Raw genomic sequence first — 19,634 nt, 5'->3', positions numbered from 1 at the left:
TTACCATTAACTCAGATTTTCGAGGTGTTGCAGGTCAACACCTTTTTTATTTTTTCTTTTATATCTTGTAGGAATCTGCCATGACTGTTGCAATGAGCATCATGATTTCAACCGAAGAAATTCAAGCAAAAGTCAAAGAGCTCGGCGAGCAAATTAACGCTCACTATGCAAATAGTGATAAAGAATTAGTTCTTATTGGACTACTTCGTGGTTCTGTTATTTTCATGGCAGACTTGTGCCGTACAATTACCAAACCGCATGAACTCGACTTCATGACAGTGTCTAGCTACGGCGGCGGTACGACTTCAAGTCGAGATGTTAAAATCTTAAAAGATCTTGACGGTGAAATTCGCGGTAAAGATGTATTGGTGGTTGAAGACATTATCGACTCAGGCAATACCTTAAGCAAAGTCGTTGAAATGTTGCAAACTCGCGAGCCAAATTCGATTCAACTCTGCACATTAGTGAGTAAACCATCTCGCCGTGAAATTGATCTTGAAGTGAAATTTTTAGGTTTTGAAGTTGAAGACAGATTCATTGTGGGTTACGGCTTAGACTACGATCAAAAATATCGCCACTTGCCATTTATTGGTGAAATTGGTTTATAAATTTCAGAGAAATAGCACCGCAAGGTGCTATTTTTTTATATAAAGCCTTAGCTTTGAACAAAAAAGACACAAAAAGTCGCAATCTGCTACAGACAAAATAGACAGCTCTACCGCACGATAGAATATGAAGCAAAATCATTAACTTCATCAAAAAAACAACTGGAGAACAAATATGTGGTCACTTATTGTTGCTATTGTAGTTGGTTTCTTTGCTGGCTTAATCGCTCGTGCTTTGCATCCTGGGGATGATAAAGCAGGTTTCATCGTAACGACCTTGATTGGTATTGCAGGTTCACTTCTAGCTACTTATGGTGGTCGTTTACTTGGACTTTACGGCGAAAACTCAGCTGCAGGCTTTATCGCATCCGTGATTGGTGCCATCGTTATTCTTTTTATCTACAACTTGATTGCACGAAAAAGCTAAACTTTAATTCATTTATAAAAAAAGCACCTTATGGTGCTTTTTTTAATTTATTTTAAAGACCTAACTCTTTCCATACGGCCTGAATTTCTTCAGCAGAGCGTGCGCCAACCAGTTTGAAACCATTTGCAAAAATTAAAGTAGGAGTGCCGTTAAAGCCGAGTTTTTTTCCTAATTCCAAATTACGGTCAATTGGGTTCGCACAGCTCGTAACTGTTGGTTTAACACCTTGCTGAATCAGTTTTTTCCATGAGTAAGATTGATTTGGTGCACACCAAACTTGTCTAGAAACCACAATAGACTGAGGTTTTAAAGGATAGATGAACGTATAAATAGTCACATCTTTAAGCTTATCGAGTTCAGGTTCAAGCTGCTTACAATAAGGACAATTTGGATCAGAAAATACTGCTAAAACATGCTGGCCATTACCTTTGACTGTTTTAATCGCATCTTTTAAAGGCAGTTGTTTCCAATCAATTGAGTTCTGTCCTAAAACTAGATCTTTGGTTAAGTTCTTTTGGTCTTTTAGCCGAATCATAGAGCCTACAAACATATGTTGCCCATCTTCACCAACATAAATGATTTGCTGATCAAGATTAGCGCTATATAGCCCGGGCATTTCAGTTTTCTGAATATTGCTAATTTTCAAATTAGGATATTGTTTTTTAATATTTTCCCTAACAGTATCTACATTAGCGAAACTCACACTTGTAGTTAGGCTAAATAACGCCAATATTCCTAATTTTTTAAGCATAAAACTGACTCATAGGTAGGAGAGGAGATCATTTTAATCAGTTCAGCTTTTTAAAACAGAACTGATTACCGAGTTATAACTAAACTTCCACTCATTTATGCCAATGTTTCACGTGGAACATAAATAGGTTTTAGAGTATTAATTTCTACAGATATATGCACGATTTCATCATGAATGGACAAAGCATGACGAATCTGATCTGCGGTTAAAGAAATATCATCAGTTTCGAGTGCCAGAATACAAGAAAACTTACCTTTCGCGACTTTCCAGACATGAATATCCGTAATTTCAATATATTTAGGAAACTCAGCAATGACTTCACGGATCTCTTCAACCACAGGATGATCCATTTCTGCGTCTAAAAGGGTTTTTCCTGTCTCTTTCATTAATCCCAGAGACCATTTTGCAACCAAAATAGCACCTAAAATTCCTAAAAGTGCATCTAAAAAATCCCATCCGAAATACTTACCTGCGAAAAGCGCAATAATTGCAAAAACAGAAGTTACTGCATCTGCAACTACATGTAAAAATGCAGCTTTTTGGTTTAAATCGTGGTGATGATGCCCATGGTCATGCTCGTGATGGTGATGGTGATGGTGATGGTGATGGTGATGGTGATGGTGATGGTGATGGTGATGGTGCCCATCATCGTGAAGTAACCATGCGCAAATCAAGTTAATGACCAAACCTAAAATTGCAATCGGAATCGCTTCATTATAAAAAATTTCAACTGGATTAAATAAACGTTGTATCGACTGAAACGCCATAAAAATGGCGACAACCATCAACAAAATTGCACTGCTATAACCCGCTAAAATCTCGATTTTCCACGTTCCGAAACTAAACCGACGATCTTTGGAATAATGACGAGCCGCACGATAGGCAAAATAGGCTAAACCAAGAGCCAACATATGGGAACTCATATGCCAACCATCAGCCAGAAGTGCCATTGAATTGAAAAACCATCCACCGAATATTTCTAACACCATCATTGATGCCGTTAAAATCGTTGCAATCAAAATACGTTTTTGTGCAAGTGGATTTCCTTCATCAAACTGATGTTGATGATGACGTGATACACTATGATCCTGCATAATATTTAAACCCAATATACTCCCTACCAGTATATTGAATTATACAAGAGAACACAGATGAGTCACATTGGTCAGGATAAAAAAATACTTAATCGTGTAAAACGACTAAAAGGACAAATCAACAGCATTGAGCATGCTGTTGAACAGCCAGATATTTCATGCATAGAAATACTACAACAAGTTGCTGCAATTAAAGGGGCAATAAACGGTTTGATGAGTGAATTAATGGAACAGCATTTACATCACCACGTGCTCAAAGACGCACAAGTTGATCAAAATGAGCTAGATGAGTTTTTAAAGGTTCTAAAAAGATACGGTTAACGAGGTGACTGAATGACACAGCCATGTGCATCATTCAGAATTTTGTAATTATTTTCCAATACAGAATGTAATTTATTTAAATATATACATATAAAACAATATTTTAATATTTAAATAAACACACTGTGACTATATGGCGACTAATTTAATCAATGCTAGGCAGTTTTTAGCGTGTGCCTAAACCCTATTTTCTCCACCGTACCGAACCACATTTAAAATGCTCATGGGTGGCATTTGACATATGACCCAATATTTTTCATCTACCACCAATGTGGGTCATGTGGAAATTCATTACAACCTGATTGATTGAATAGAACCATCATTCAATCAAACCTTATCAATTAGAGTTTTAATAGTTAAAACACTATACCTACCGCACTTCTCCTGTATCTGCATATTTTGTCGTTCCAGTTTCTCAAAGCGGAACGAAATGGAACGCCAAGTGGAACGCGACAAACTAAAAAATAGCATTAATTTCAATTAATTACACCATGTCCAAAAAACACTTTTGACCCTTTACGCGCGTAAGAGTTCTTAGGTGAGTAGTCTCACACGCTCACACTTTTTATTAGGGAATAATGCCTGTACGGGTATAACGGTTTATTGCGTTTTTTCATTAAAAAAGATTGATACAATAAAGCCACTTTTATCTTACATTCAGTGATGTCATGCCTTTACTTGATTGGGTTAATCGAAACCAAGCTGAAGAAACAGCGACCCAAGTTCCATACCATCTTTTAAAATTCGAAAAAACTTATGGCGATGAGAAGCAAGCAAAAGAAAACCTGATTATTCAAGGTGATAATTTACAGGCATTGAAGGCATTGCTACCACTTTATGGTGGTCAGGTGAAATGTATTTTTATTGATCCACCATACAATACACAATCAGCTTTTGAGCACTATGACGATAAGTTAGAACATGCTCAGTGGCTTTCAATGATGTATCCACGCCTGCAATTACTCAAAGAGCTTTTAGCTGAAGATGGTTCTATTTGGATAACTTTGGATGATAACGAATCACATTATTTAAAAGTACTATGTGATGAGGTCTTTAGTCGTAAAAACTTTGTTCGAAATATTGTTTGGCAAAAAAAATATACTGTTGCGAATGATTCAAAGGGTATTCCTGATTCACATGATCATATTTTAGTTTATAGAAAATCAGATAAATTTCTGAGAAATTTACTTCCGCGTACTGAGAAGCAAAATCAACTTTATAAATATGATGATAATGATGGTAGAGGGAGATGGCGTACAGATAATTTAACTGTGAAAACTCTTTCCCAAGCCTATTTATATCCTATTACTAACCCTAACACAGGCAAAGAGTATTTACCTAGCGCAGGAAGATGTTGGTTAACTAGTTCAGATAATATGGTCAAGCTAATTAACGAAAATAGAATTTACTGGGGGAAAAAAGGTGACGGTGCCCCTCAATTAAAGCGTTATTTATCCGAAGTTCAAGATGGTATTCTTCCAACATCATGGTGGACTTTTGATGAAGTCGGTCATAACGATGAATCACGTAAGGAACAAAAAGTCTTTTTTGGTAGTGAAGCTTTTAGCACTCCTAAACCTGAAAGACTTATTACTCAAATTTTAAAAATTGCCACTAATTCAAATGATATGGTCTTAGACTCATTTTTAGGCTCAGGCACAACGGCTGCTGTTGCTCACAAAATGAGCAGGCGTTATATCGGTATTGAAATGGGTGAACATGCAAAGACCCATGTAATTCCACGGCTTGAAAAAGTTATTGAGGGTGAACAAGGTGGTATTTCTAAAGCAGTAGATTGGCAAGGTGGTGGTGGTTTTAGCTTCTATACTTTAGGTAGCCCTGTTTTCGATGATAATGGTTTCTTAAATTCTGATGTGAAGTTTAAAGACCTTGCCAGTTATGTATGGTGGTTAGAAACTAAATTCGCATTAAATCAAACAGAAGCATTTGAAAACCCATTCTTAGGTGTTCACGACGGGACAGCCTACTATTTACTATATAACGGCATTTTGGGTGATAGACGACCAAATGGCGGTAATGTACTTACGTCTTCCGTATTGAATCATTTGAATGAATGTCATGCCCATGATGGTAAACGAATAGTGATTGGCGAAGCCTCCCGTTTAAGTCCTGCTCGATTAGAAGCAATGAATATTGAATTTAAACAAATTCCATATTCACTTTATGGCAATAAAGCTAAGTAAGGATTACCCATGTCACTTCAATTAAAAAATTATCAAAATCAGTCTTTACAAGCTTTAGAGCAATTTTTTACCTTGGCTGCATCATTTGGAGCAGAAATAGCTTTTAAGCAGTGTGTGGGCGAAAATATTCAATATAACGACCGTTTGGAAGGCATTCCAAGTGTATGCCTACGAGTTCCTACAGGTGGTGGTAAAACTTTACTTGCATCCCATAGTATTCCTATTGCTGCTCGAAATTATACAAGTACGGATACGCCTATAGTTTTATGGCTAGTTCCAACGGATATGATTCGTCAGCAGACACTTGCAGCTTTGGCAGATGTAACACATCCCTATAGACAAGCTTTGCAAAGCTACTATGGTGATAAATTAAAAATTTGTGATATTGAAAGCTTACAAACACTGAATAAACATGATGTTAATCAATCATGTATTGTGATAGTAACTACGATTCAAATTTTTAATATTGATAAAGAAAAGACATTTCAACGCAATGCCTACGCTTTTGATGAATCCTTGAGTGAACATTTCACTGGTTTAACAGATTTTCAGACCAAAGATATGGATCGTGTTACGGCAGATACATTGCAATATCAGCCTTTCTTGACTGAAAAAGATATTGGTCGTGTTAAACACTCACTGGTGAATTTCTTTAATTTACATAGACCGATCATTATTGTCGATGAGGCACATAAAAACCGTGGCGGTAAGACATTCTTTCCTACATTAAAGAGATTGAATCCAAGCTGTTTGGTGGAGCTAACAGCTACACCTAAAGATAATAATGTTCTTTATTCAGTATCCGCTGCTGAATTAAAAGTCGCAGAAATGATTAAGCTTCCAGTTGTACTTACTGAACATCCACATGGTTGGCAGGATTGTATTAGAGATGCACTCATTCAACGCCAAAAATTAGAGGTGCTGGCTCAAGGCGAAAAAGAATATATCCGCCCAATCTTATTGATCCAAGCTCAAGATAAAAAAGGTGAAGCTAACGTAGAAGCTGTAAAACAGCACTTATTAAGCGAATATGAAAATATAACTGAAGACTGGATTGCAATCTCTACAGGGCAAACCAAAGAACTTGAAGATGAGAATCTTTTTAGTCCTACAAGTAAGGTAAAAATTGTCATTACTGTAGAAGCATTGAAAGAAGGTTGGGATTGTTCTTTCGCTTATGTATTAGCTAGTTTGCAAAACATTAACTCAGCGACTGATGTCGAGCAGCTATTAGGGCGTGTCTTGCGTATGCCTTACGCAAAATTACGTCAAAACGATGAGTTGAACAAAGCATATGCCCATGTTATTTCCAGTTCTATAGCTCAAGCAACCATGCTACTCAAAGACCGCATGGTGCAGAATATGGGTTTTAATAAATGGGAAGCAGACACAGCCATTGTCGTTAATCCTCAACCTGAATTAGACCTAGGTCAAACAGGTAGTGGTGGAGCTAAGCCTACACCTGAAGTCATTATTTCAGTACCATTTGAAGTAAAGGCGGACACTATTCCGACAGATTTACAATCTTCAGTTCAGAAATTAGATAACAGCCAAGGTACATCTTTAGTTATCAATAAAGGTACAACTGACGAAGAGTTTGACCAAATAGAACAGGCTGTTATTAATCAAGCAACTCCGAAGCAGAAAACACAAGTCAAAGAAGCCTTTGATGATGCTCGTGCCGAACGACAAGCGCACCAAGCACCTGAAAACTGGAATGCGACATTTGCCTTGATTCCGCAATTAGGTTTATTTGTAGATGGTGAATGGCAAGTTGCTGATAAAGAGACGATTGAAGACTCTGTAGAATGGAATTTACTGGATTTTCCAGTGCAACTTGAATGTTTTAATATCAGAGAAACTGTACACAGTTTTGAAATTGATCTAAATATTGAAGATCAAGAATTAAAGTATGGGCAATTAGGTAGTCAACAAATTCAATTTTCTGACATGCCAACACTTATCACTGAAAATGATTTACTAAACTGGCTTGATCGCAAAGTAAGACGTCAGGGTTTAACACAACTTCAATTACGGGCTTATCTCACAAAACTAATCAGCTATTTGTTGAATGTACGAAATTTCACTCTAACTCAATTGCATCGTGCTCAGTTCCAATTGTCGCTTGCCGTATCAAATGAATTGGATCGACTATTCGAGCTTGCTCGTAAAAAAGCGTTTCAGGGTGATCTATTTAGCCAGTTACAGGTAGCAAATGAACTTAAACTCGAAAATAGTTTTGAGTTTAAACGTGGCATGTACCCTGTTAAAAAACCATATCGTGGAAGTTTCAAGTTTAAAAAGCATTTTTATGCTCAAATTGATGATTTAAGGGAAAAAACGGATGCAGGTAGTATTTCTGAAGAGTTTCAGTGTGCTCAATTATTAGACTTACATCCTAAAGTTAAATATTGGGTACGGAATATTCCCAAACAACCTCAATACTCATTTTGGTTACCGACTGAAAAAGACTATTTTTACCCTGACTTTGTTGCTGAATTGGTTGATGGTTCTATTTTTGTTTTGGAATACAAAGGTGGACATTTAGATACTGCTGATGATGCACGTGTGAAGAATGCTATTGGTAAACAATGGGCTAATGAGAGTAATGGCAAACGACTATTCTTAATGGCTAAAAAGCAAGATGAATTTGGACGTAGTTTAGAAGGGCAAATTAATCAAATTTTAGCAGTCTAGCGCGGCTTTGATGACGTTTGGCATTGGTTTAAATCTCTTAAATTCTCTCAGAATGTCTATTTTTGATGGGTAACGTAGGTAACATGGGTAACAGCCTTGATATGACAGCGTTTCAGCCTGTTACCTCTTTATTTTTTGATAGGTAACGGTAGGTAACATGGGTAACAAATCGGGAAAAATATAGAACTTGTTACCTCTGTTACCTCGTGTTACCTGTACGATTTAGCTATAGGTAACACCCTCAAAGCCTTTATTCATGCGGTTGTTACCTGTGTTACCTTTGTTACCTCGCTTTTTTAGGCTTCCCAACTAAAAATGGCTTCTTTTACGACATAAGCCTTGAGTGCATTTTTTCTAACAGGAACCCTAACAGTTTTACTGGTCTTGCCTGTGTCGTGCATAAGTAGCTTTTCGATAAGTAAAGCATTGGCTACTTTTTTACTATCGTGACCTTTACACACTTCATTTTTAAATTGCTCAGGTAACACAATAAATATCTTTTCACCGCTTTCTATCTTCCAGTAGCCCACTCGATTGATGATTTTTTCCATATTGTCGGTATCAGGTGTAATCGCTTCAAATCGGCTAGATTCATAAGCCTCTAAAAATGCTTTAACCGCTAAAATATATTCTCGGTTCTGATAATCACCGACATACTCAAAGTCTTTCACCCATTCATTAAAAACAGTTTTCACGGCGTTAAAGGCTGTGCCTGTCTGCCATCCTGTAATGCCTGCTTGGGTCGCCAGTTCGCCTGCCGTAGCAATCAAGGCAAAAGCATTTGCCACACGTACAATATGACCTTGTTTATGCTCTGCAATTAACTCTAGGTTATATCGCTCCAATAGCTGTTTAGCCGTGGCTATGGCTGTTTTCTTGTCACTGGTGAGGTAATCCAACCATGCCATGCCTGCAACGCCATAGAATTGATTAGAACGCTCTACAAGTAATCTTGATTGCTTTGCACCATCTTCGGCAAAGTCGATCTGATCAAATAAGCCATATTCGGACTGGTCTATATCAATATCAATCAAACGGATTTCTTGACCAAGTTTGGTCTTTTGTCCGTTTTCCTGCATGATTTCCTTGAGGCTCTTTTCCCCTGTAGACAAGAATATGACTTTCCATGTGTATGAGGGTTTAGCGGTGATTTGCTTAGTTAATCGTGCTTTACCTTTGCCATTGGCAAGCATATAAGCAATGTTGCCCAGCTCTTTAGGATTGGCGACCTCTCCAATTTCATCCAGTGCCAAAAATCCATCATTGTGAATATATGCCGTATGCTCTAAAGCATTGCCTGTCGATTTCCATGTTTTGCAATAGTTACTTGGTTTGCCCCATACACTACAGCCGACATATAACGCTGTGGTTTTGCCCTTAGAGGATTGCCCTTTAAAGTGAACGCCTGCACCTGTCTGTTGCTCAAGTGGTGCAAGCAATTGCCCTGCAAAAGCTGAACTCAAGGCAACCACTAATTTTGAATGAGTGGCAAGGGGAATAGAGATACCTTGTTGCCATTGCGCTAATGTGCCTTTGCTTTGATAGTTGCTATCAATCCCTTGTGTGGTCTGATAAACAATCAAATCGTCATTCTCATGCTGTCCGATCTGTTGGTGAGGCAAGACAAAGACATCATCATGCCATCCAACACGGTCAACACATAATGCCCTTTGGGCGGTCGGAAAACTCATTAAATAGCTTTGCAGTAAATTTCTTGCTCTGCCATCGGGTGCAATAACGACACCTTGATAGGCAAGGGCTTTACGGAGTTCCACGCCATCCGATTGAAATAGCTCCATAGACAGGGCTTGGGTGTGTGTTACCCCATCTGAATCTTGCCATTCGAGCAAACGTCCCCATGCGTTATTGGTGGTATCTCTCGTTTGAGCCAATACTTTGATCGGACTTGAGATAAAGCGTTTATGTTCATCCTCTTTGGTTTGCTCAATGTAATACAAGCCACTTTCTAAAAGGTGAAATACACCATCACCATATTTAAACGGTTTGGCTAAATGTCCTTTGGGCAATGGATCAAGTTCAGGCAATTGCTCAATGGCATAATCAAGAAATGCTTTTACTTCTTCTGCATCATCATCCTGTAAAAGCTCAGTTAAAAACTCGCTTTCACCTGCCTTTTGAAATTGGTTGAGCAATCGAACAGGGCTATTTTTCTCAAGGTTTTGGAATGCCTCAAGCTGTATCTGTTCAGGGCGTACTGGTATATACAACCTGTCAAAACCTGACTTTAAAAGCTGATTAATCACAAATTGGATTTGCTCAAAATCAAAGGCTTTTAACTCAACTTGTTTGGTATTGCATAGGGTAGGCAATAGCACCAGTGCAACGGCGTAGCCTGTTTGGGCAATCTTAAAGAATGCCTCTAGGCTGTAGGTGATGATGATTGGCTCTGCATGGTCAAAACGACCATACAATGCAAAGCCTTGCGCTAATCCATTCGGGAAAACTTGCGCACGTTGCCCATCTTGCAAAACAGCGCATTGCACAAGCTCTAATTGCCCATCATAGACTGGTAAAATCAAAGGATTGTCATAGCTCACGCTGTTTATATCTATGTGACTTTGATCAACATACATCGGCTGTAACGGACTGCCAAAACGCTGAATAAGAGGATGATTGATATAGGCATCATCTGATGGAGTAAGTGATGTGCAAGTTGCTAAAATGTCCGTAACCTGTTCAAGGCTCTGGGAATGATGAAATGAGTTCATTTAGCCCCCTAGAGTTTCAAAACAAAATTTAAGACCAATCATTAAATCAAATAAACAATTCTTCATGATTGCACCTGTACTAACTCATAACGTGCATGAGTCCCTTGGCTTAATTTATTTTTCTCCTTATGCGTCACAATTTCATAGCCAGCATTACGTAAGCAATTAATAATCGCACTTAAACGATAACATCCAAAGAAATTGATTGCTTCGGCTTGGGTTAAAGTATGACCTTGCTTTAAGAATTTAAGAATTTGATTTTTTTGATTAACTTTCATGGATTAACCCTCCATTGTTGCAATAGAGGTACGGCTTGCTATACGTTCAGCAATCCATGCATCAATCTCAGATTCAATCCAAGCCACACGGCGCTCTGAAATAAATACTGGTTTAGGGAAATTTCCCTTAGCCATTTCGGCATAGATAGAAGAGGCACCAAAGCCTGTTTTAGCTTGTACTTCTTTACGGCGAATTAAACGCAAGTTTGTAATTTGTTGTTCTTGAGATAAATTCATATAGAAATTCTCCAAATTTGAGAAAATCTAAAGATAAAAAGTAAGAAAATTTACAAAGTGATCAAAAAATAATAGTCATCAAATAGCAGGTACAGGTAATCACCTACCAATTCTTCGGTATTCTTTACGCCAAATTATAATTCAGCTAATATAACGAGACGATATTCAATATCGTTTGATTCACTCAGTTACTTAATTCGCTTACATCTCTATTCTTTAGATTTGTACCCTTGTACGGGCGATTAATTAACTTGGGATTTTGGAATTGCCGTTCCAAATACCCAATCCTTAAAAAAGCTGCTTTAGGTACTCTAATACCTTTGGCAGTTTTTTTTCATATTTTATTCAGTAAGCCCTTAGAACTTAATGAATTCGCGACAAGATACATCAATTCACTATTAGAGTGATGTGTCACAAATGCGAAAGCATTCTCTAAAATTTATGAAACCCCACAAATAAAAATATTAATAACATTAAAAATCATATATTTAAATCAGAAAAACTCTATTCAATAAAATATTTCGACTGCCTACAAAAAATACAGATAAATTTCTAAACTCATATCTTAAACACTTCGTTTTTTTACATTATTGAAGAAAATGACATTCATCTCATAGATTAAAGAAAATATAAAATCACTCCATTTACGCATCATTTCTACACGTTCTTTCTCGTACTTTGCTTTGTTATAAACACCTCTAACACCTCGCATGGTGTGGTTTAAACAAGCCTCGATTGCATCACTATTAAAACCTTGTTCATTGAGATGTGTACTCGCTGTACGGCGTAAATCATGTACTGTGAAATCGGGTATATCCGTTAATGCCAATGCAGACTTTTGCGCCGTGTTAAAAGCGTTATGGCTAATATGTGTGCCACTCTTACGACCAACAAATACATAAGGCTCATTGCCTGCAATGGTCTTTAATTCGTTAAATATCTCTATGACTTGGTCAGACATATAAACGACCATTTCACGGCTATGACCTGTCGCACTATCCGCCTTAGTTTCAGGAATCAACCATATCCGTTGTTCAAAGTCGATATGCTCCCACTTAGCCCTCAATAGTTCTGATTTACGCACTAACGTAAGCAATGACAGCAATAAACCTAATTTACGTGGGCGGTAAATACGTGAGTTCAAAAGGGTAGTGTAGTAGGTACGGATTTCACTGGTACTTAAATATCTATTTCTCGGTACGGCTTTAAAGATGTGGCGTGTCGGAATAGCTAACACAGGATTGTATGGGACAAGTCCAAGTGTCATTGCATAATCAAACATGCGCTTTAATAAGCCTCTGACTTGATTTGCAGCGGCATCATAGCCTTGATCTTTTTTACGCCATATCACACGGCGTACATCATCAATACCGATCTGATCTAAAGCGATATGACCTATCATCGGGTAAATATCATTGTTCAAACATAAAATCATGTTGTAAGGGTCTTTACGCTCTTTCTTAATGACTTCATTTAAATAGCGTTCACCGTAGTCACTAAATAAAACACTGGTGACTTTCTTTTTACTTTGTTTTGGTGAAATTCCTTTAGCCACCAATGAGGCAGATTCATCACGTAACTGCCGTGCATCTTTTAGTGATACATCAGGATAGCGACCTAATACTAATCGGTCTTGTTTGCCATCCAGTGAATAGCGATAGTGCCAAGACTTTACGCCTGATTCCTTTACCTCAATGAATAAGCCGTTATTCAGCTTGTCTTTAACTGAATATCGCTTTTCTTGCGGTTTAAGGTTTTGTATCTCTCGATCTGTTGAGAAAAACAAGCCATTTGTCTTTGGCATTATTCTAGTCACTCAAGTATAAAAATAAGGTTTTATTGTCACGTAGCTATAAAGTGACTAAAAAAATCATAGCACTAGATGAATACATAGAACATATTGGAATAATAAAAAGGCATAAAAAAAGCACTAAGTAATTAAAACTTAATGCTATTTAATTTATATTAAAACTTATTGGAACTTATTGGAATATTGATTTAATTTTAGATTACTTTCCAATACAGAATGAACCAAAAATCTTGCCTAATAAGTCATCGGCACTAAAGTCACCGGTAATTTCACCTAAAGCATTTTGGGCAAGACGTAATGACTCAGCAACTAGTTCACCTGCGTTAAACACAACAAGTTGCTCACGTGCTTCTGAAAGATAGAGCTGTGTGCGCTTCATTGCGTCTAAATGACGTGTTCTTGCAATAAAGGTGTCTTCCTCAGGGTGGAAGCCTGCATGCGCTGTAATCGCGTCTACGAGGCCTTGTACGCCCATCTCTTGTTTTGCAGAAACGGTTATATGACGGAAACCTTGGAAATCACTTATTTCAGCTAATTGTCCAGTTAAATCGCATTTATTACCAATTAACATTAAACGACGCGGTTCAATATGTTCCGCAAAATACTCTTGAGCGAGTTTTAATGGGTCATCACCTTGGTTTAGATCATAAACCAGCAATAACAAATCAGCTTGTTCAATTTCTTTGATTGCACGACGAATCCCTTCTTTTTCAACTATGTCACCTGTTTCACGAAGACCCGCAGTATCTGTTAAGGTGATTGGTAGACCATTTAAGCTAATTTTTTCATGTAAAACATCACGAGTTGTACCAGCAATATCGGTCACAATTGCACGCTCAACACCAGCAAGTGCATTCAATAAGCTCGACTTACCCGCATTTGGTTTACCTGCAATAACGACTTGTAGACCTTCACGTAATAATTGACCTTGTCGTGCAGAGGTTTGAACAGCATGTACCGACTGCTGAACATCTTCAAGTAAAGCTAAAATTTTACCATCTGCCAAGAAATCGATTTCTTCTTCAGGAAAATCAATTGCTGCTTCAACATGCAGGCGTAAATGAATCAGTTTTTCTAAAACAGTATTAATTTTTGTTGAAAAAGCGCCTTGTAAAGAGCGAACCGCAGAGCGTGCCGCAGCTTGCGAAGTCGCATCGATCAAGTCGGCAATCGCTTCCGCTTGTACCAAGTCCATCTTGCCATTTTCAAAAGCACGCATGGAAAATTCGCCGGCTTTTGCAGCAATTGCGCCTAGCTCAAATAGACGCCCAAGCAAGGCATTTTGGATGACTGGACCGCCGTGGCCTTGTAGCTCTACAACATCTTCACCTGTAAACGAGTGAGGATTGGGAAAGCATAGAACAATCCCTTCATCCATAATGCTGGCATCAGCATCATAAAATTTACGGAAACCCGCCATACGCGCTTCAGGCAAGTTTTTTTGTGTCAGGTTTTGAGCAATTTCATAAGCCTTAGGTCCAGATAGGCGAATCACGCCCACACCACCACGCCCAGGTGGCGTTGCAATTGCGGCAATCGTGGTTTGACTTTGCATATTATTCACCTAAAAACCTAAAATCCAGCCAAAGAAAAATCCGCCTAAGATTACCATCTTAAGCGGATTTATTCAGCAAAAGTTCAACGATTAAGAAGCTGATTCAGTCTTATTGATACGACTTTTCTCAACGCTCTTATTAATAAACGACTGCTGTAAAATAGTAATACTGTTGTTCACAATCCAGTACAGTACAAGACCGGCAGGGAAGAACAACATAAATACCGTGAACATAATCGGCATAATGCGGAACACTTTTGCCTGCATTGGATCAGCGGGTTGCGGGTTCAACATTTGCTGTGCAAACATGGTAGCACCCATGATTAACGGCAAGATGAACCAAGGATCCATTGCTGACAAGTCCTGAATCCAACCTAACCATGGTGCGTGACGTAATTCCACACTTTCCATGAGTACCCAGTACAAAGCAAGGAAAATTGGCATTTGTAGCAACAATGGTAAACAACCTGAAAGTGGATTTACTTGTTCACGCTTGTATAAAGCCATCATTTCTTGCGAGAAGCGCATACGGTCTTCACCGAACTCTTCTTTCATGCGTTGCATTTCTGGTGCAATCACACGCATTTTCGCCATAGAACGATAACTTTTTGAAGATAAAGGCCACAAGATCATCTTCACCATAATGGTAAGCAAGATGATTGACCATCCCCAGTTGCCCACAATGCTATGGAAGAATTGAAGACCTAAGAACAAGAGTTTAGCAATCGGCCATAACCAACCATAATCAACAGTCTGATTTAAACCAACAGCTAAATCTTTTAATTCAGATTGTACTTTCGGACCTGAATAAAGTTTTGCATCCACTTCCATTGAAGTGCCTGCCGGAACATTAATCACTGGTGAGGTAAAACCAATGATATTCATGTGATCAGCAGATTGACGAGATTCAAGCTTAGCTACATAAGGCTGACCATTCGCTTGAGTCAGCTTAAGGTTTCCAGGAATCCAAGCACTTACAAAATAATGCTGAACAATCGCAACCCATCCACCTTTCGCTTCAGTATTTACTTTTTCTTCTGAGAAATTAGCAAATTTAAGCTTGTTGTAATGTGCATCAGGCGTTCCCCAAGCTCCACCTAAGAAAGTTCCTAGAGTGAAAATACCTTGAGAAGATTTACCTGGATCTTCAGAATTATCGCGCTTTAATTGTCCAAACATCTGACCTTGCCAGCTTTGTTGGCTACGGTTAATGACTTGATGTTTTACAACAATTGGATATTGACCTTGAGTAAAGGTAAAAGTTTTAATAATTTCAACGCCTTCAGGTGTTTTAAATACCATCGGAACGTTTAAAACTTTTTCAGATTGACCCTTTTGGTCCTGTACACCTTTAGCATCAGCCAAAGTATATGATGTCTTTTCAACAGCATATAATGGACGACCACCACGACTACTATCTGGTCCATTCAAACCAATTAAGCCAGATTGAGCAACATATGTACGCTTGGCATCATTTTCAAGCATAACAAAAGGTTGATCGCTGTCTTTGCTTTTGTCGTGTGAGAGTAATTCAATACGAACAATATCACCACCTTTTGGATTGATCCAAATATGGTAAAGGTCAGTTTGTACTGAAATAAGCTGTTGATTCACAGGTGCAGTTGCATCTGTGGTTTGTGACTGCGCAATATTTGCTTGTGGCACATCGGAAGCCACTGTTGCATTTTTAGCATTTGGCAAATCAGCAGATACTTCATGCGAACTTACAGCTGCCGCTTGTTGTTGCGGAGCAGTTGCAGCATTTCCATAATCTTTTTGCCAAGCCAAAATGAGCAAATATGCGGTGACAAACATGGCCCCGAGAATTGCAAACCTGGCCCATTGTTGCATATCTATTACCCCAGATGGTTAGAGAGATTTTGCTTCAGTAAACGATCACGAAAGGGTACAGCAACATGATGCGTTTGAGAATCTATTTGATGAAACGAAATAAAACGAATTGCTTTTGGCGGTACCGGATCATATCCAGATCCTCCCCACGGATGACAACGACAAATCCGTTTAGAAGATAACCAAACGCCTTTTATCGCACCATGAGTTTGCAATGCTTCTATCGCATATTGGGAACAAGTCGGGATATAACGACAACGGGGTCCAAGAAGCGGACTAATCGCAATTTGATACAGTCGAATCAACCAACGTAGAAAACGGACCATTGGCTATCTCTTAATTCTGCGAGGTTGTGCCAACTTTAGAATGTTTTTTTGCTAAGCGTTGTAATTTTTGCCAAGCAAAGTCTAATTGTTGATATAGCTCAGCATTCGTAATCGTTTCTATACCAACTTTCGGCATCACCACAACATCTATGTCTGATCCAAAATTCGGCTGATGTAGACGAAAGCTCTCACGAGCAAGACGTTTTATTCGATTTCTTTCATGCGCTCGGCGCACTTTTTTCTTAGCAACAACAATACCCAAACGGCTTTTAGGCTGTTCGGTTAATTTTGCAAGAAATAAAAAATGGGGTTGATGCACTTTAAAAAGCGCACCATCAAATACACTTTTATAATCTGCAGCACAGCGTATTCGCACGTCTGTGCTAAAACTGTAAAGTGTCATCACACCCAAGTCTGGTCAGCGTAACAGTATTAAACAGTTAAGCTATGACGACCTTTTGCACGACGACGAGCTAATACTTGACGACCAGCTTTAGTTGCCATACGAGCACGGAAACCATGAACGCGTTTACGCTTTAATTCAGATGGTTGGAAAGTACGTTTCATATTGAAACTCCCAAAAATGATCTTTCTATAAAGGTCCGCGATTTTATTGTGCAATGTTTACGCTGTCAATGAAAAACCAAGAAAGTTTTGTATTTAACCCAAATTTTTAATCTCTTCTCTTCTTTTTATCACGGTCATAATTCAGTGCAATATATAGCTTTAAAAGTTATACACAAAGTAATTGTCTATTTTTATTAGAACTTTTAATATATACACACCTTATATACATATTTATCAACAAAACAAGATACCATCTTGGTTTGGATTTGCTGTATTTGAATTTAAATTCATATTTTGCAGTTATCCACAAAAGACCACCACCCTATTAAATAAATTCAAATTTAGAAATTTAAATTTATTCTTATTAGGGATAACTTTTTCTGTGGATTTCGCACTTTTAAATTTAAAAAACATATATTTGAGTTGTTGATAACTCTGTTTTTACTATATTTATGGATTGTGGATAAGTTTATGTGTTAATTTATCCACAGGTTGTGCAAAAAGTTATACACAAGCCATTTTGAATTTAAATTTATTCACAAGAGATTTCTTTTTAGACAAAATCAACTGAAATCGTCATGACAGATGTGGATAACTTGGTTAGAATGGCGACCCCTTCTCATCAGGAAGGGTTAATCTTTAGATTATTTGAATTTAAAAACGCAGAAATAGGGGATACACATGCTTTGGACAGACTGCTTAACTCGCTTGCGACAAGAGCTCTCTGATAACGTCTTTGCGATGTGGATTCGCCCATTAGTTGCTGAAGAAGTAGAAGGGACACTGCGTCTTTATGCACCTAATCCTTATTGGACGCGTTACATTCAAGAGAACCATCTAGAATTAATTTCTATATTGGCCGAACAGTTATCAGAAGGGCGAGTACGTCAGGTTGAGATTTTAGTTGATTCTCGTCCTGGTAGTATTTTGTCATCAGGTGAGCAGCCAGCAACTACAACTGCTGCTTTGCAAACTGCGCCCCAACAAAGTATTAAAGTAAAAAAAGAACCAGATTCTATTTCCAGTTCACCTACTACTAATAGTGTAGTGAACCCAAAAACACCGAAAAAGAAACTATTAAACCCCCAATTTACTTTTTCTTTATTTGTTGAAGGCCGTTCGAACCAGATGGCTGCTGAAACATGTAGAAAGGTATTAACACAATTAGGTGCTTCACAGCATAACCCTTTATTCTTATATGGTCCGACAGGATTGGGTAAGACTCACTTGATGCAGGCAGTTGGTAATGCTTTATTGCAAGCCAAGCCTAATGCACGGGTGATGTATATGACCTCTGAGAGCTTCGTTCAGGATTTTGTAAGTTCTTTGCAAAAAGGCAAAGTTGAAGAATTTAAGAAAAATTGCCGTTCTTTAGATTTATTGTTGGTCGATGATATTCATCTTTTGGCAGGTAAAGAAGCAAGTTTGGTTGAATTCTTCTATACATTCAATGCATTACTTGATGAATCTAAACAGATTATTTTAACTTCAGATCGTTATCCAAAAGAATTGACCGAGTTAGATCCGCGTTTGGTTTCTCGCTTTTCTTGGGGACTTTCTGTAGGCGTTGAACCGCCAGATATTGAAACTCGTATCGAAATTCTATTGAAAAAAGCTGAAAATAGCGGCGTTGATTTACCTCGAAATTGTGCATTATTCATTGCACAACAAGTAGTTGCCAACGTACGTGAACTTGAAGGTGCACTCAATAAAGTCGTCGCAATTTCTCGTTTTAAAGGTGCACCAATTGATCTTGATGTTGTCCGCGAGTCTTTAAAAGATGTGTTGGCAATCCGTGCACGTACAATTAGTGTAGAAAATATCCAACGTGTGGTTAGTGAATATTTCCGTATTCCTTTAAAAGAATTGGTAGGACCAAAGCGGACTCGAATCTATGCGCGACCACGTCAGTTAGCAATGGGACTTGCTCGTGAGTTGACTGGTGATAGTTTTCCCGAAATTGGAATGGCTTTTGGTGGACGTGACCACAGTACAGTCATGCATGCTTGCGAAAAAGTAGTAAGTCTACGTGAAGAAGATCCGATTTTTGACGAAGATTATAAAAATCTATTACGTCTACTCCAGAGTTAATGAAATGATAAGACGTTGTTGCAAAGTCTACGTAAGTGCAGCATAGTACACAGCTAAAAAATGAAATATTTGCTCCAAGTTGCTAGAGGAA

General features: G+C 38.2%; 17 protein-coding genes. 6 read left to right on the top strand and 11 right to left on the bottom strand.

From position 1 onward, the window contains the following. Positions 1-80: 80 nt before the first annotated feature. A complete protein-coding gene (hpt, locus tag HMPREF0013_RS23695) occupies positions 81-608 on the top strand; it encodes a hypoxanthine phosphoribosyltransferase (protein ID WP_002115408.1) in 528 nt (175 codons plus the stop codon). 172 nt (positions 609-780) lie between these two features. Then, positions 781-1,032 (top strand): GlsB/YeaQ/YmgE family stress response membrane protein, encoded by a 252-nt coding sequence (locus tag HMPREF0013_RS23690; protein WP_002115476.1) that lies wholly within the window; start codon positions 781-783, stop codon positions 1,030-1,032. 52 nt (positions 1,033-1,084) lie between these two features. Here HMPREF0013_RS23690 and HMPREF0013_RS23685 read toward each other — a convergent pair whose 3' ends face one another. Both HMPREF0013_RS23685 and dmeF read right to left on the bottom strand, forming a co-directional pair. Further along, positions 1,085-1,783 (bottom strand): DsbC family protein, encoded by a 699-nt coding sequence (locus HMPREF0013_RS23685; protein WP_005804888.1) that lies wholly within the window; start codon positions 1,781-1,783, stop codon positions 1,085-1,087. A gap of 95 nt (positions 1,784-1,878) precedes the next feature. Then, on the bottom strand, positions 1,879-2,877 hold the full coding sequence (gene dmeF, locus HMPREF0013_RS23680) for a CDF family Co(II)/Ni(II) efflux transporter DmeF (protein ID WP_005804887.1): 999 nt from the start codon (positions 2,875-2,877) through the stop codon (positions 1,879-1,881). Between the two features lie 57 nt (positions 2,878-2,934). Here dmeF and HMPREF0013_RS23675 point away from each other — a divergent pair, with 57 nt between their 5' ends. The 3 genes from HMPREF0013_RS23675 to HMPREF0013_RS23665 all read left to right on the top strand — a co-directional run bounded on the left by HMPREF0013_RS23675 (position 2,935) and on the right by HMPREF0013_RS23665 (position 8,099). Next, positions 2,935-3,198 carry a metal/formaldehyde-sensitive transcriptional repressor gene (locus HMPREF0013_RS23675; protein ID WP_002115414.1) on the top strand — a complete coding sequence of 88 codons (264 nt, stop codon included), beginning with the start codon at positions 2,935-2,937 and terminating at the stop codon, positions 3,196-3,198. A 668-nt stretch (positions 3,199-3,866) separates the two neighbouring features. Continuing rightward, positions 3,867-5,402 carry a site-specific DNA-methyltransferase gene (locus HMPREF0013_RS23670; RefSeq protein WP_005804886.1) on the top strand — a complete coding sequence of 512 codons (1,536 nt, stop codon included), beginning with the start codon at positions 3,867-3,869 and terminating at the stop codon, positions 5,400-5,402. A gap of 9 nt (positions 5,403-5,411) precedes the next feature. Beyond that, positions 5,412-8,099, top strand: a complete 2,688-nt coding sequence (locus HMPREF0013_RS23665; protein ID WP_005804885.1) for a DEAD/DEAH box helicase — start codon at positions 5,412-5,414, stop codon at positions 8,097-8,099. 296 nt (positions 8,100-8,395) lie between these two features. Here HMPREF0013_RS23665 and HMPREF0013_RS23660 read toward each other — a convergent pair whose 3' ends face one another. The 9 genes from HMPREF0013_RS23660 to rpmH form a co-directional block, all read right to left on the bottom strand. After that, positions 8,396-10,828 carry a DUF927 domain-containing protein gene (locus HMPREF0013_RS23660; RefSeq protein ID WP_025464215.1) on the bottom strand — a complete coding sequence of 811 codons (2,433 nt, stop codon included), beginning with the start codon at positions 10,826-10,828 and terminating at the stop codon, positions 8,396-8,398. A 62-nt stretch (positions 10,829-10,890) separates the two neighbouring features. Beyond that, entirely contained in the window at positions 10,891-11,106 is a 216-nt protein-coding gene (locus HMPREF0013_RS23655) for a helix-turn-helix domain-containing protein (protein ID WP_005804884.1), read from the bottom strand. A 3-nt stretch (positions 11,107-11,109) separates the two neighbouring features. Beyond that, on the bottom strand, positions 11,110-11,343 hold the full coding sequence (locus tag HMPREF0013_RS23650; RefSeq protein ID WP_005804883.1) for a helix-turn-helix transcriptional regulator: 234 nt from the start codon (positions 11,341-11,343) through the stop codon (positions 11,110-11,112). Between the two features lie 565 nt (positions 11,344-11,908). Then, positions 11,909-13,147 (bottom strand): tyrosine-type recombinase/integrase, encoded by a 1,239-nt coding sequence (locus HMPREF0013_RS23645; protein ID WP_025464214.1) that lies wholly within the window; start codon positions 13,145-13,147, stop codon positions 11,909-11,911. Positions 13,148-13,352: 205 nt separating this feature from the next. Continuing rightward, positions 13,353-14,708 carry a tRNA uridine-5-carboxymethylaminomethyl(34) synthesis GTPase MnmE gene (mnmE, locus tag HMPREF0013_RS23640; RefSeq protein ID WP_025464213.1) on the bottom strand — a complete coding sequence of 452 codons (1,356 nt, stop codon included), beginning with the start codon at positions 14,706-14,708 and terminating at the stop codon, positions 13,353-13,355. 90 nt (positions 14,709-14,798) lie between these two features. Continuing rightward, a complete protein-coding gene (yidC, locus tag HMPREF0013_RS23635; protein WP_002115440.1) occupies positions 14,799-16,559 on the bottom strand; it encodes a membrane protein insertase YidC in 1,761 nt (586 codons plus the stop codon). 5 nt (positions 16,560-16,564) lie between these two features. Continuing rightward, positions 16,565-16,885 (bottom strand): membrane protein insertion efficiency factor YidD, encoded by a 321-nt coding sequence (gene yidD, locus HMPREF0013_RS23630; RefSeq protein ID WP_003656027.1) that lies wholly within the window; start codon positions 16,883-16,885, stop codon positions 16,565-16,567. Between the two features lie 10 nt (positions 16,886-16,895). Beyond that, the gene (gene rnpA, locus HMPREF0013_RS23625) at positions 16,896-17,288 is read right to left on the bottom strand and encodes a ribonuclease P protein component (RefSeq protein ID WP_005063921.1); all 393 of its coding nucleotides are present in this window, start codon (positions 17,286-17,288) and stop codon (positions 16,896-16,898) included. Between the two features lie 29 nt (positions 17,289-17,317). Beyond that, on the bottom strand, positions 17,318-17,452 hold the full coding sequence (gene rpmH / locus HMPREF0013_RS23620; protein ID WP_000831329.1) for a 50S ribosomal protein L34: 135 nt from the start codon (positions 17,450-17,452) through the stop codon (positions 17,318-17,320). A gap of 681 nt (positions 17,453-18,133) precedes the next feature. Here rpmH and dnaA point away from each other — a divergent pair. Continuing rightward, entirely contained in the window at positions 18,134-19,543 is a 1,410-nt protein-coding gene (dnaA, locus tag HMPREF0013_RS23615) for a chromosomal replication initiator protein DnaA (RefSeq protein WP_002115442.1), read from the top strand. Positions 19,544-19,634: the final 91 nt, after the last annotated feature.

Source organism: Acinetobacter sp. SH024 (genome assembly GCF_000163635.1).
Lineage (GTDB): Bacteria > Pseudomonadota > Gammaproteobacteria > Pseudomonadales > Moraxellaceae > Acinetobacter > Acinetobacter pittii.
The sequence above is the reverse complement of the archived record's forward strand: the minus strand, read 5'-3'. Positions and strand labels throughout refer to the sequence as shown.

Coding starts and splice junctions, on each gene's coding strand:
- hpt (WP_002115408.1), top strand. CDS start 81: ATGACTGTTGCAATGAGCATCATGATTTCAACCGAAGAAATTCAAGCA.
- HMPREF0013_RS23690 (WP_002115476.1), top strand. CDS start 781: ATGTGGTCACTTATTGTTGCTATTGTAGTTGGTTTCTTTGCTGGCTTA.
- HMPREF0013_RS23685 (WP_005804888.1), bottom strand. CDS start 1,783: ATGCTTAAAAAATTAGGAATATTGGCGTTATTTAGCCTAACTACAAGT.
- dmeF (WP_005804887.1), bottom strand. CDS start 2,877: ATGCAGGATCATAGTGTATCACGTCATCATCAACATCAGTTTGATGAA.
- HMPREF0013_RS23675 (WP_002115414.1), top strand. CDS start 2,935: ATGAGTCACATTGGTCAGGATAAAAAAATACTTAATCGTGTAAAACGA.
- HMPREF0013_RS23670 (WP_005804886.1), top strand. CDS start 3,867: ATGCCTTTACTTGATTGGGTTAATCGAAACCAAGCTGAAGAAACAGCG.
- HMPREF0013_RS23665 (WP_005804885.1), top strand. CDS start 5,412: ATGTCACTTCAATTAAAAAATTATCAAAATCAGTCTTTACAAGCTTTA.
- HMPREF0013_RS23660 (WP_025464215.1), bottom strand. CDS start 10,828: ATGAACTCATTTCATCATTCCCAGAGCCTTGAACAGGTTACGGACATT.
- HMPREF0013_RS23655 (WP_005804884.1), bottom strand. CDS start 11,106: ATGAAAGTTAATCAAAAAAATCAAATTCTTAAATTCTTAAAGCAAGGT.
- HMPREF0013_RS23650 (WP_005804883.1), bottom strand. CDS start 11,343: ATGAATTTATCTCAAGAACAACAAATTACAAACTTGCGTTTAATTCGC.
- HMPREF0013_RS23645 (WP_025464214.1), bottom strand. CDS start 13,147: ATGCCAAAGACAAATGGCTTGTTTTTCTCAACAGATCGAGAGATACAA.
- mnmE (WP_025464213.1), bottom strand. CDS start 14,708: ATGCAAAGTCAAACCACGATTGCCGCAATTGCAACGCCACCTGGGCGT.
- yidC (WP_002115440.1), bottom strand. CDS start 16,559: ATGCAACAATGGGCCAGGTTTGCAATTCTCGGGGCCATGTTTGTCACC.
- yidD (WP_003656027.1), bottom strand. CDS start 16,885: ATGGTCCGTTTTCTACGTTGGTTGATTCGACTGTATCAAATTGCGATT.
- rnpA (WP_005063921.1), bottom strand. CDS start 17,288: ATGACACTTTACAGTTTTAGCACAGACGTGCGAATACGCTGTGCTGCA.
- rpmH (WP_000831329.1), bottom strand. CDS start 17,452: ATGAAACGTACTTTCCAACCATCTGAATTAAAGCGTAAACGCGTTCAT.
- dnaA (WP_002115442.1), top strand. CDS start 18,134: ATGCTTTGGACAGACTGCTTAACTCGCTTGCGACAAGAGCTCTCTGAT.